At 70.9% G+C, this 11,858-nt stretch carries 10 protein-coding genes; 4 read left to right on the forward strand and 6 right to left on the reverse strand.

The window, feature by feature from the left end:
• The first annotated feature begins 22 nt into the window (after window positions 1-22).
• The gene (locus N8I87_RS14125; protein ID WP_263208811.1) at window positions 23-547 is read left to right on the forward strand and encodes a GNAT family N-acetyltransferase; all 525 of its coding nucleotides are present in this window, start codon (window positions 23-25) and stop codon (window positions 545-547) included.
• 18 nt (window positions 548-565) lie between these two features.
• Here N8I87_RS14125 and N8I87_RS14130 read toward each other — a convergent pair whose 3' ends face one another.
• From N8I87_RS14130 to N8I87_RS14140, 3 genes are all read right to left on the reverse strand, one after another.
• Window positions 566-1,711 carry a serine hydrolase domain-containing protein gene (locus tag N8I87_RS14130; protein WP_263208812.1) on the reverse strand — a complete coding sequence of 382 codons (1,146 nt, stop codon included), beginning with the start codon at window positions 1,709-1,711 and terminating at the stop codon, window positions 566-568.
• 93 nt (window positions 1,712-1,804) lie between these two features.
• Complete coding sequence (locus N8I87_RS14135; protein WP_263208813.1) at window positions 1,805-3,589, reverse strand: TIGR03767 family metallophosphoesterase; 1,785 nt, start codon at window positions 3,587-3,589, stop codon at window positions 1,805-1,807.
• A 285-nt stretch (window positions 3,590-3,874) separates the two neighbouring features.
• Window positions 3,875-4,330 (reverse strand): NUDIX hydrolase, encoded by a 456-nt coding sequence (locus N8I87_RS14140; RefSeq protein WP_263208814.1) that lies wholly within the window; start codon window positions 4,328-4,330, stop codon window positions 3,875-3,877.
• Between the two features lie 48 nt (window positions 4,331-4,378).
• Between N8I87_RS14140 and N8I87_RS14145 the strand changes: the two genes are divergently transcribed.
• Window positions 4,379-4,948 carry a CGNR zinc finger domain-containing protein gene (locus N8I87_RS14145; RefSeq protein ID WP_263208815.1) on the forward strand — a complete coding sequence of 190 codons (570 nt, stop codon included), beginning with the start codon at window positions 4,379-4,381 and terminating at the stop codon, window positions 4,946-4,948.
• Window positions 4,949-5,117: 169 nt separating this feature from the next.
• The gene (locus N8I87_RS14150) at window positions 5,118-8,426 is read left to right on the forward strand and encodes a S8 family serine peptidase (RefSeq protein WP_263208816.1); all 3,309 of its coding nucleotides are present in this window, start codon (window positions 5,118-5,120) and stop codon (window positions 8,424-8,426) included.
• A 61-nt stretch (window positions 8,427-8,487) separates the two neighbouring features.
• Here N8I87_RS14150 and N8I87_RS14155 read toward each other — a convergent pair whose 3' ends face one another.
• Both N8I87_RS14155 and N8I87_RS14160 read right to left on the reverse strand, forming a co-directional pair.
• Window positions 8,488-9,261: a hypothetical protein gene (locus N8I87_RS14155; RefSeq protein ID WP_263208818.1), complete on the reverse strand. Its 774-nt coding sequence runs from the start codon at window positions 9,259-9,261 to the stop codon at window positions 8,488-8,490.
• A 1-nt stretch (window position 9,262) separates the two neighbouring features.
• Window positions 9,263-9,802, reverse strand: a complete 540-nt coding sequence (locus N8I87_RS14160) for a sigma-70 family RNA polymerase sigma factor (RefSeq protein ID WP_263208820.1) — start codon at window positions 9,800-9,802, stop codon at window positions 9,263-9,265.
• A gap of 410 nt (window positions 9,803-10,212) precedes the next feature.
• On the opposite strand from N8I87_RS14160, the gene N8I87_RS14165 reads away from it, so the two are divergent.
• Entirely contained in the window at window positions 10,213-11,232 is a 1,020-nt protein-coding gene (locus N8I87_RS14165; protein WP_263208822.1) for an aspartate-semialdehyde dehydrogenase, read from the forward strand.
• Window positions 11,233-11,301: 69 nt separating this feature from the next.
• Here the strand turns inward: N8I87_RS14165 and N8I87_RS14170 are convergent, their stop codons facing one another.
• Complete coding sequence (locus N8I87_RS14170) at window positions 11,302-11,820, reverse strand: DUF1203 domain-containing protein (RefSeq protein ID WP_263208823.1); 519 nt, start codon at window positions 11,818-11,820, stop codon at window positions 11,302-11,304.
• Window positions 11,821-11,858: the final 38 nt, after the last annotated feature.

An 11,858-nucleotide genomic window follows, 5' to 3' on the forward strand; every position in this document is an offset into this window, starting at 1 on the left:
CGCGGACCGTAGTGTGAGTCCGGTGACCGACGGACCCGTGATACTGCGCCCCGTCCGCGAGGACGACCTGCCGATGCTGGAGCGGTTCCTGACGGACCCCGAGGCCACCGGCCCCTTCCAGTGGTTCGGCTGGTCGGACCCGGGGCGCTTCAGACGCCGCTGGGCGGAGAACGGCCTGCTGGGCGACGACGGCGGCCAGTTGATGGTGGTGACAGACACCGACCCGCTCGGATTCGTGGCCTGGCGGAAGATCGTCACCGGGCCCGCCTCGTACTGCTGGAACATGGGGATCCAGCTGGCACCGCACGCCTGCGGCCGCGGAGTAGGCACCCGGGCCCAACAACTCCTGGTCCGCTACCTGTTCGCGCACACCCCCGTGGTCAGGATCGAGGCCGACACCGAGGCGGAGAACATCGCGGAGCAGCGCGCCCTGGAGAAGGCCGGCTTCACCCGGGAGGGCGTGCTCCGCAGCATCGTCTTCCGCGACGGGCAGTGGCGCGACGGCGTGTCCTACAGCGTGCTGCGCGACGACGTCAGCCTCAGCTGAACCGCGGCCCAACACGGTTCACGGTCCGCAGAACTCGCCCTCCACCACCGCGTCGCTGTCGCCCGTCCAGTCGCCGTTGAAGTTGAACGCCAGGGCGTGGCGGCCGTCGGGTGTGGTCACCGCGGAGGATGTGGAGCCGTGGATTCCGCCGTCGTGGCCCCAGACGTGGACTCCGCAGGAGAGGGTGCGGTCCATGAGGCCGAGGCCGTAGCCGATGTTCGGGGCGCCCTCGATCTCGACCGTGGTCTTCATCTCCTTCAGCTGCTGCGGCGGGAGGAGGTCGCCGCGCAGGAGGGCGCGGTAGAAGCGGTCGAGGTCGGCGGAGTCCGAGATCATCTCGCCCGCGGACGACGCCAGGGACGGGTTCAGCTTCGTGACGTCGTACGTCGGGCCCGTGGTCGTCTCCGCGAGCTTGGAGTAGGCGCGGCTGCTGGGGTGCGGGACCGTGGCACGGGTGCCGGGCAGGGAGGTCGCCCTCAGGTGCAGCGGGCCGATGACGCGGTGGGTGATCTCCTGGGCGTACGAGTGGCCCGTGACACTCTTGATCACCATTCCGGCGAGCACGTAGTTGGTGTTGGAGTAGTTCCAGGACGTGCCCGGCGCGAAGTCCGGCTTGTGCTTCATCGCGACCGCGACGAGCTGGGCCGGGGTGAGGGTGTCGTAGCGGTGCTGGAGGAACCCGTCCGCCAGGAAGTACGTGCGGCCGAAGTCTTCGTCCGCCGTGTAGTTGTAGATGCCGCTGGTGTGGTTGAGGAGCTGGCGGATCGTGATCTGGTGGCCGTCGTGGCCGTGGCCGTGCACCACGCCCGGCAGCCACTTCTCCACCGTGTCGTCCAGGGACAGCCGTCCCTCCGCCTCCAGTTGGAGGAGGACCGTCGCCACGAACGTCTTGGTGATGCTGCCGACGCGGTAGCGGTCGTCCGCCGAACGCGCGGCGCCCGTGCGGAGGTTGCCGACGCCGGCCGTGGCCGACCAGGTGCCGTGGGCGTCCTTGGCGGTCGCGGTGACGCCGGGCACGCCCGCCGCGACCGCCGCATCGATTGCCTTGCGGGTGGTGGAGTGCTCGGCGCTGCCTCTGGCGGGGCCGGCCGCCAGGGCCGGTCCTGCCAGCGCGGCCGACAGGACCAGGGTCGTGGCGCCCACCAGAGTCGTACGTACGGACATGTCTTCCCCCAACTTCGCCGTCCAGCTCGGTCGGGGGGAGGGACCCGCGGAGAACGACGCGGGTTGCCTGCCAGGGGGGCGGTTGAGTGACTTTCAGCCCTTCTTCAGCACCAGCTCCGTGTTGCGGTCGTTCGCGTCGCCCGCGAGGGTCTTGCCGGCGCCGGGCGCGTTGAAGGAGAGCTCGCGGTACAGGGCGGCCAGGCCCGTCTGGCTGAGGTCGGCGAAGTCCGTCCGGTGGGGGGCCGCCGACTCGATGAGCGTGGTGAAGATCGACAGCGTGCCGTCCTTGTTGTCGACCAGCTCGATCACCCGGGCGAGCTGCGGGTAGTCGACGTGCGAGGCGGTGGAGATCTCCCAGAAGGAGCGGCCGCCGGACGCGGAGTGCGGGGTGACGACGTTCTTGTGGATGTGACCGTTCACCCAGGCCAGCACGTTGGCGTGGCTGCTGAGGACGGACACGACCTCGGCTCCGTTGTGGCGGCGCGCGCCGGGGTGGGCGGGGTCCGGGCGGGTGTTGGTCATCGTCTTGCTGGTGTGGTGGCTGAAGACGACGGCGTACGAGTCCTTGTTGTCCCGCAGCGTCTTGTCCAGCCACTTCAGCTGGGCGGTGCCGATGGAGCCCTCGTAGTGGCCACCGGCGTCGGTGGTGTCGAGGCTGATGCCGATCACGTCGTCGGCGATGCGGAAGGTGTAGTACTGGGTGCCCGCGGCCAGGTTGGCGGAGGAGTAGCCGTGGCCGACCGGTCCGATGCCCTGGTGGGCCGGGTCCAGATGGGCCTTCAGATAGTCGGCGGGGGTGTACGGGGCGCGCTTCTCGTCCGGCGTGACCGAGCGCATGGATCGCGCGTGGGCCTTGAGGAAGTCGCGGTAGCCGACGCCCTTGGGGTCCTTGGCGTTCTTGATGGCGTCCTGGAGCTTCTTGGCGTCGGCGGCGGACACGTTCATGAGCTTCCTGCCGCCGATGGCCGCCTCGGCGAGGTAGGGGTCGCCGTGGGAGCCGTAGCAGCCGAGGGGCAGCGCGTCGTGGTTGCCGACGGTGGAGTACCAGGGCAGGTTGAGACCGGGGCTGCGGACCTCCCGGACGGCGGCAGCCAAGAAGCCCTTGAGGTGCGGGAATCCCAGCGCCTTGTCGCCGTCGCGGAGCGTGGAGTCCGGCTGCCAGTACAGCTTGAGACCGCTGTTCTGAACGCCCTCGTAGTGTCGCGGGTCACCGGAGTCGGGGGTGATGCGGCCGCCGCTCATGACCTTCATGAACCACTCCAGTTCGGAGTGGGCGTTGTTGTCGGTGTTGTCGCCGGTCGTCATGACGAAGTGCAGCGGGGATCCGGTGACCGGGGCGCCCCGCAGCGCGTTGACCCGCTCGACGAGCGAGATGGCGCCCTGTACGGTCAGCGCCTCCTGCGGGCGCCAGGCGTGCGGGTCGGTGGAGCGCAGGAACTCCAGGCGCAGCGGGTGCTGGACGTCCATCAGGTGCAGATCGGTGAACTGCACGAAGGCGGCGAGGGGCGTACGGCGGCCCGACCGGCCTGACTTGGGGGCGGCGAGCTCGCCGCGCACGACGCGCTTCCAGCCGGCGCCGTCACCGAGGCGGCGGTATCCGGTGCTGTTGCGGGGTGCGGCGACCGTGGCGAGGGTGGTGCCCTTGGTGTAGGGGGCGAGGGGGGCCGCTGCGGCCATGGGGGTCCCCCCGGTCGAGCGAAGCCGAGACTGGGGGAGGGAGGAGGCGACGGGTGCCTGGGACGTGGTGGCGGCCTGACTGTCGGTGGGGCGCAGGGCGTAGCCGATGCCCGCGGAGACGGACACCGCTCCGGCGGCGGCGAGGACGGTGCGGCGGTTGACCCCCAGCGCGGAGGTGACGACAGAGCGTGTGCGCGACATGGCGCGATCTCCCCGAGTACGAACGCGTCGGCTGTGGTCGCGGGCGATCGCTGTCGCGAACTTCCCGCTCACTTTGGATCGTTGGCAGCGGGGATGACCTGCGCGTGAACGCGACGGCAACGGGCAGCACCGATCACCGTACGTGGATCACGGCGTACGGGGGCGGTCATGGAGTGGATTTCGGGTGGCCCGGGGGCGGTCACTCAGTGTTCATCTCACGGGGTAGGGGACGGTCCCCGGGGCTCGTGGCCGCGTCCGTGTCCGGTGGAGTCGCGGCCGACCCCGTCAGACGGATTCCACCCGTCCCTCCGCCGGTCGCTCGCGCCACAGCCGCAGGGCGATGTCGACCAGGCGCACCCGGGTGAGTCCGGGCACCGCGGACAGGTCCTGCCAGGCGGCCAGGTCGGTGGAGCCGTCGATCTCGTTGCGGAGTTCACCGCCGACGACGCGGCCCTCGTAGATGATCCGTACGCCGTGGTGGTCCATGGCCGAGCGCAGCCCCTGGCGCCCGCGCAGATGGCGGGAGGAGTCCAGGCCGAGGAGTCCGGTCACCTCGATGCGGTAGCCGGTCTCCTCGGTCACCTCGCGGCGGACGGTGTCGTAGGGATCCTCGCCGTGCTCCATGCCGCCACCCGGCAGCACCCACTCGGGGGTGCCGTCGGGGGCCGGGGAGCGGGCGAGCAGGATCTGGTCGTCGCGGACGCACACGGCGTAGGCCGCCACCCTCAACTTCTCACGCACGGGGGGACGTTAACGTGAGTGGTCAGCAGAGGAGGAGTGAGTGCCCCCATGTCCGTCGGTTCCGACCCCCGTCCGCTCACCGGTGAGCCGCTCTCGCTCGATCTGCTCAACACGCGGTGGAACCGGGACGGCGTCACCCAGGACCTGCTCACGGGCGCCGAAGGGCTGGCGGTGTGGCTGGCGAGCAATGGGCTGGCGGGTGAGTACGCCGCCGACGCGGAGGTGCTGCGTCACCTTCTTCAGGCGCGGGACGCGCTGACGGCCGTGGTGGACGGGGTGCCCGGTGTGCCCGAGGAAGGCACGCCGCTCGTCGACGCCGTCCTCGCTCACGGCCGGATCCGGCCCACGCTCGCCGCCGAAGGGCCGGGCGAGCGGGCCGAGTTGAGTGATCCCGCCTGGGGGCCGGCCTGGCTCGCCGCCCGCGACTATCTGGAGCTGCTCGCCACCGCCCCCGACCGGATCCGCGGCTGTGCCCATGAGTCGTGCGTCCTGCACTTCTTCGACACGTCGAGGAACGGCACCCGCCGCTGGTGCTCCATGGCCGCGTGCGGCAACCGCGCGAAGGCGTCCCGGCATTACGCCCGCTCCAAGGACGAAGTCCTGAAGGGGAAGCCCTGAAGGAAGAAGCCTGACCGATTCGGGATTCAACCCCGCATATCCCCCACATCCGATAGCGGGTTTTCCCCATACATCGATTTCGTTTCGGTCAACACTCCCCAAAGTTCCGTCTCTTGGGTAAAGCTGTGCGCTCGTCCGGCACGGAAGTCTCCACCTACAAGGGATGCCGATGACCCACACCCCCGAGCGCGAACCCATACCCGGCCCGAGACGCCTGGCCCGCCTGGCCGTGGCTGTGGGCGTGGTCGCCGCTCTCTCCGCGGCAGGGCCGATACCCATGGCCTTCTCCGCCGACGCACCGCCCACGGCCGCCGACCCCGGCGTCAAGTCCGCCCACGACAAGCTCGGTTCGGACGACGCCGACCTGCTCGCCGAGGCCAAGGCCGCCGGGGACAAGAACGTCACGATGATGATCGCGACCGCCCCGGGCAAGACCGAACAGGTCGCCCAGGAGCTGGACGCGGTCAAGGGCGGCTCGGTGGGCCGTACGTACGACAAGCTCGGCTACGTCCGCGCCACCGTCCCGACCGGCAGGGCCGATTCGGCGATCGCCGCCGCCGCGAAGCTGTCCTCGGTGCACGCCATCGACCTGCGCCAGGAGATCCAGCTCGACGACCCGGCACCGAGCGCGGACACCGCCAAGGGCGCCAAGAGCTCGGGGACCGCGGCCGCTTACCCCGCACCGGGCAAGAACACCCCGGCTACGAACCCGTACAACCCGTCCTTCGAGACCGGCGCCGTGGACTTCGTCAAGGAGCACCCGAAGGCGGACGGCCGCGGCGTCACCATCGGCATCCTGGACTCCGGTGTCGACCTCGGCCACCCGGCGTTGCAGAAGACCACCACCGGCGAGCGGAAGATCGTCGACTGGGTGACGGCGACCGACCCGATCGTCGACAGCGACCAGACCTGGCGTCCGATGGTGACGGCCGTGTCCGGGCCGAGCTTCAGCTACGGCGGCCGGAGCTGGACGGCGCCCGCGGGGTCGTACCGGATCAGCACGTTCAAGGAGTCGTACACCACCGGCGGTGACGCGGCGGGCGACGCCAACCGGGACGGCGACACCACCGACTCCTGGGGCGTCCTGTACGACGCGGCGGCCGGCACGGTCACCGTCGACCTGAACAACAACTACGACTTCTCCGACGACACGCCGATGAAGCCGTACAAGGACGGCTACCAGATCGGCTACTTCGGCACCGACAACCCGGCCACCGACGTGGTCGAGCGGCAGCCGTTCGTCGTGCAGATCCGCAAGGACGTCCCGATGGACCCGTACGGCGGGGACTGGGTCGGCAAGAAGGCCGACTTCGTCAACATCGGTGTCATCGAGTCCGAGCACGGCACCCACGTCGCCGGCATCACCTCCGCGAACGGTCTGTTCGGCGGGAGGATGAACGGCGCCGCGCCCGGCGCGAAGATCGTCTCCTCCCGTGCCTGCACCTGGACCGGCGGCTGCACCAACGTCGCGCTCACCGAGGGCATGATCGACCTCGTCGCCAACCGCGGCGTCGACATCGTCAACATGTCCATCGGCGGTCTCCCGGCGCTCAACGACGGCAACAACGCGCGCGCCGAGCTCTACACGCGCCTCATCGACACCTACGGCGTCCAGCTGGTCATCTCCGCGGGCAACTCCGGCCCCGGCGCCAACACCATCGGCGACCCCGGCCTGGCCGACAAGGTCATCTCGGTCGGCGCGGGCATCTCCAAGGAGACCTGGGCCGCCAACTACGGCTCCGCCGTGGAGAAGAAGTACGCGCTGCTGCCCTTCTCCTCCCGCGGCCCGCGCGAGGACGGCGGCTTCACGCCGACGCTCGTCGCACCCGGCGCCTCGATCAACTCCACCCAGACCTGGCTGCCCGGCTCCCCGGTCGCCGAGGCGGGCTACTCCCTGCCGGCCGGCTACTCGATGCTCCAGGGCACCTCGATGGCCTCCCCGCAGGCGACCGGCGCGAGCGCGCTGCTGCTGAGCGCCGCCAAGCAGAAGGACATCGCCCTCAGCCCGGCCGACCTGCGCACGGCTCTCACCTCGACCGCCCACCACATCAAGGGTGCGCAGGCGTACGAGGAGGGTGCGGGCCGCATCGACATCGTCGACGCCTGGGACGCGATCCGCGACGAGGCGACCGCCCACGACTACACGGTCAAGGCACCCGTCGACACCGCGATCGACTTCGCCCTGAAGACGCCGGGCTTCGGCACGGGCCTGTACGACCGCGAGGGCGGTCTGAAGGCCGGGCAGAAGAAGTGGTACGACGTCACCGTCACCCGTACCTCCGGCCCGGACCGCGCGCTGTGGCACGAGCTGCACCTGGCGAACAACGCCGGTGACACCTTCCGGATCGTCGGCGACGACATGGTGAGGCTGCCGCTGAACCAGCCGGTGACCGTCAAGGTCCAGGCGGCTCCGCGGTCCGCGGGCATCAAGAGCGCGATCCTGGAGGTCGACGACCCGAGGACCGAGGGCATCGACAAGCAGATCCTCACCACGGTCGTCGTGTCGACCCCGGTCGGCTACACCGCCTCCGCGTCGGGTTCGGTGCAGCGCAACAGCACCCGGTCGTACTTCCTGAACGTCCCGGCGGGCGCCAAGTCCCTCGAGGTCGCGATGAGCGGGCTGAAGGACAAGAGCCAGACGCGGTTCATCGCGATCCACCCCTACGGCGTTCCGGTCGACAACACCTCGACGCCGTTCTGCTACAACAACTACCTCGACGGCAACGGCTGCAAGCCCGACGTGCGCGCGTACGCGGACCCGCAGGCCGGCGTCTGGGAGATCGAGGTCGAGTCGCGCCGTACGTCGCCGCTGCTCGACAACCCGTACAAGCTGGATGTCACCGTCCTCGGCGCGGCCTTCGACCCGGAGACCGTGACCGTGCCCGAGGCCAAGGTCGGCAGCCCGGCCGCCGTCTCCTGGAAGGTGACCGACAAGTACGCTGCCCTGGACGGCAAGCTCGTCGGCGGCCCGCTCGGCTCCTCGAAGACGGCCCGGCCGTCGATCAAGGAGGGCGAGACGCAGACCACCACGGTGACCGTGCCCGAGGGCGCCAAGTCGCTGGACGTGGCCATCGGCGGTGTCTCCGACACGGCGGCCGACCTCGACCTGACGGTGTACGACGCGAGCGGCAAGCAGGTCGCGCAGTCCGCCGACGGCGACTCCGAGGAGGCGGTCTCCGTCGCCTCACCGGCCGCCGGCACCTACACCATCGAGGTCGTGGGCTACTCGGTTCCGTCGGGCTCGACCGGCTACGACTACCGGGACGTGTTCTTCTCCTCCGCGCTCGGCTCCGTCACCGTGGACGGCTCGGCGCCGGTGAAGCTCGGCACGGGTGACTCGGCCACGGTGACCGGTCAGGTCACGGCGGCCGCGCCGGCCCCCGAAGGACGCGAGTTCTTCGGCCGGGTCCAGCTGGTCAACGCGCGCGGGACGGTCGCGGGCGTGGGCAGCGTGAAGATCGAGAAGGTCATCCCGTAACACAGTTGCGGGAAGTTGGGGCGGGCGTCCTGGTGGGCGCCCGCCCCTTCGTGTGCGCGGGTCATCCGCAGGCGGGAGTGCCGCTAGCGGACGGTGACGCGTCGGGGACGAGGGCGGCCCGTCGGTCGGCGATCTCCTGCTTGCCGGTCACCCACAGGTCCGGGGCGGCGGCCCGGTCCGCGAAGCCGACCAGCACGTGGTCGCCCTCGCGGGGGGCGGGGTCGATCGACTCGTCCGTGAGGAAGGTGAGTTCGTCCTTGCCCCGGGACGGCTTGTAGTAGTGGGTCACGCGCAGGGTGACCCGCCGCTGTCCGGTGCCTGGCACCCGCTCGACGGCGGTCACGTCGCCCTCGGCCACGAGCCGGGAGCAGGCCACGTACATCGGCCCCTGGTCCGACTTTCCGTCGGAGGCCTTGGCCGCGCTGTCGCTCGCGCCGCCCGCCATGGTGCTCCCCGTCTGGGTCAGCAGCCAGGCCATCCCGGACAGCACGGCCGCCACGGCGACCACGGCAAAGGCCCCGAAGGCGAGGTTCAGCGCACGGGGCCGACGGGTGCGCACGGGCCGTACCGCGTTCATCGGTGCGGGCTTCGGTACCGCCGCGGGCTCGCTCAACGCCTCCGCGAGAAGGCCCAGTTGCTCCCGGAGCAGTACCACGTCGGCGGTCGCCGCCCGGTGTTCGGCCATGAACGCGGCGTCGGCGCGGGCCTCGTCCGGCAGCGGCCGGTCCGTGAGGACGGCCATCAACGCGTCCAGGCCGGCGTCACCGCCGTCGTGCCCGACGTCGTGCCCGTCGTATGCCTCGTACGCCTCGTATCCATCGTGTTCGGCGGTCACGTCACACCACCTCGTCCTCGTGCAGGCGGGCGCGCAGGGCCCGTACCGCCGTGTGCAGCCTGCTCTTGACCGTGCCCTCGGGAATGCCGAGCTCCTCGGCTATCCCGCGCACCGGCAGGTCGGCGTAGAAGCGCAGGACGACGACCTGGCGCTGGCTGTCGGGCAGGTCGTCCAGGCCCTGGGCGACGGCGAGGGAGAGCACGCTGGTGTCCTCGCCGGAGGGGTGGTCGCCCTGCCGGAGGGAGGCCAGCCGCTCGCCGAGCCGTTCCTGGCGGCGCTTGGCGCGGTGCCAGTCCATGGCGAGGTTGGAGGCCACCACCGCCGCCCAGGCCGAGACGTCACGCGGCGCCTCCTCGCCCTTCGCGGCCCGCTCCAGCAGCCGAAGGCGGACCTGCTGCACCCCGTCCAGCAGGTCCGCCTGAGGCACCCCGCCCAGCGCGAGCACCGCCCGCACCCGGCGTTCCTGGGCCGCGTCCAGTGGATCGTCCCCTCCGTGATCCGCACCCTGGCCGCGGCGGGCCTTTCTGCGCAGCACAGCCACCCCTCCCCTCGCCGCGTTTCCCCTATGACGCCGGGGCGGGCCGAAAGGTTCGGAGTGATTTCCGCGCCTTGCCGACACCGCCCAGCCGATGGAGTCGTACGTCACACCGGGCCGGGGCGAGGCGCCGGTCGGGCACGAGCCGCGCGGGGCACCGGCCCTGGTGGTGCTCGGGAACTGGACGAACGCCTGGAACCGGTGCGCCGGGCCAGCACGGCTTCCGGTCTGCGGCGCGTTCCGGGAGGATTCCTCCGGATCAGGACGTCCGGCAAGTGGATCACCGAGTGCGCGCCCGACGTGAGCCCCGTCCCATTCCTCGGGCAAAGGATTGGACACGTGGGCCGGGGTGAGACGCATGATGGAAAGGCCCCGGCCACGCAGGGGGCACAAGCAAGCCATGTGAAGGAGTCGCAGTGAGGGTCGGAATCGTCGGAGCCACCGGTCAGGTCGGCACGGTCATGCGCAGGATCCTCACGGAGCGCGACTTCCCGCTGGACGAGCTGCGGCTGTTCGCCTCGGCCCGCTCGGCCGGCACGGTCCTCGACGGCGTGACGGTGGAGGACGCGGCGACCGCCGACTACACCGGCCTGGACATCGTCCTCTTCTCGGCGGGCGGCGCGACCTCCAAGGCGCTGGCCGAGAAGGTCGCCTCCCAGGGTGCCGTGGTGATCGACAACTCCTCCGCGTGGCGCAAGGACCCTCAGGTGCCGCTGGTGGTCTCCGAGGTGAACCCGCACGCGATCGCCGACCGGCCCAAGGGCATCATCGCCAACCCGAACTGCACCACGATGGCCGCGATGCCGGTGCTGAAGCCGCTGCACGCCGAGGCGGGCCTGGAGGCGCTGGTCGTCGCCACCTACCAGGCGGTGTCCGGGTCCGGGCTCGCGGGTGTGGCGGAGCTGCACGGGCAGGCGCAGAAGGTGATCGCCGACGCGGACAAGCTGACCCATGACGGCGAGGCGGTCGACTTCCCGGAGCCGGGCGTCTACAAGCGCCCCATCGCCTTCAACGTGCTCCCCTTCGCGGGCAACCTCGTCGAGGACGGCCTGAACGAGACCGACGAGGAGCAGAAGCTCCGCAACGAGTCCCGCAAGATCCTGGAGATCCCGGACCTCAAGGTCTCCGGCACCTGTGTGCGCGTCCCGGTCTTCTCCGGCCACTCGCTGCAGGTCAACGCCCGTTTCGCGCGCCCGATCGCCCCGGAGCGGGCGGCCGATCTGCTCGCCGACGCGCCGGGGGTCGTCGTCACCGACATCCCAACCCCCCTCCAGGCGGCCGGCAAGGACCCCTCGTACGTCGGCCGTATCCGCCGCGACGAGACCGTCGAGCACGGCCTGGCCCTGTTCATCTCCAACGACAACCTCCGCAAGGGCGCGGCCCTGAACGCCGTCCAGATCGCGGAACTGGTGGCGGCGGAGCTCCGCGCGAAGTAACGCGCGGCAACCTGCGACGAAGGGCGGCCACGATCGCGTGGCCGCCCTTCCGCATGCCTGGGTCCGGCCCTACGGCCGCCGCACCTCGTACAGGAAGCACCCGTACTCCACGGCCCGTACGTGCACGAGCGCCACCTGGGGGTCGGCGAAGGCCTCCGTGAAGGCCTGCTCGAAGTCGCCGGGGTGCTCGACCAGCCGGCCGCCCAGGATGTGCCCGTCGGCGGAGTAGCGGCGGACGGTGCGGTGGGCCTCGGTGAAGGGCAGGGCGCCGCCGTCCGGCCCCGGGCACTCCCGCGCATGGATGAAGACGGGACCCTGCTCGTCGTAGGCGCCCGGCTCGGCGCCGGTCCGGGCGGCCCAGCGGCGCAGGGGGGCGTAGGAGACGAGGGCGATCGGCTCGCCGGGGACGCTCCGGCGCAGACAGCAGCGCAGTGGCGCACCACCCTCCTCGTCCGTCACGGGAACCGACTCGCGTCCCGCGTCGTCAGTGGAGCGCAGCTCCTTCAGGACCGGCGGGTCGATGGGTCGTGCGGTGTACGTCGTCAGTCCTGCGGTGTACGTCGTCAGTCCTGCGGTGTACGTCGTCATCTGCCCAGGCTGGCGCGATCGGGCCCGCTCGACCGGCG

Source organism: Streptomyces sp. HUAS 15-9, from assembly GCF_025642155.1.
In the GTDB taxonomy this organism is placed as follows: domain Bacteria; phylum Actinomycetota; class Actinomycetes; order Streptomycetales; family Streptomycetaceae; genus Streptomyces.

Coding starts and splice junctions, on each gene's coding strand:
- N8I87_RS14170 (WP_263208823.1), bottom strand. CDS start 11,820: ATGACGACGTACACCGCAGGACTGACGACGTACACCGCAGGACTGACG.
- N8I87_RS14130 (WP_263208812.1), bottom strand. CDS start 1,711: ATGTCCGTACGTACGACTCTGGTGGGCGCCACGACCCTGGTCCTGTCG.
- N8I87_RS14145 (WP_263208815.1), top strand. CDS start 4,379: ATGTCCGTCGGTTCCGACCCCCGTCCGCTCACCGGTGAGCCGCTCTCG.
- N8I87_RS14135 (WP_263208813.1), bottom strand. CDS start 3,589: ATGTCGCGCACACGCTCTGTCGTCACCTCCGCGCTGGGGGTCAACCGC.
- N8I87_RS14150 (WP_263208816.1), top strand. CDS start 5,118: ATGACCCACACCCCCGAGCGCGAACCCATACCCGGCCCGAGACGCCTG.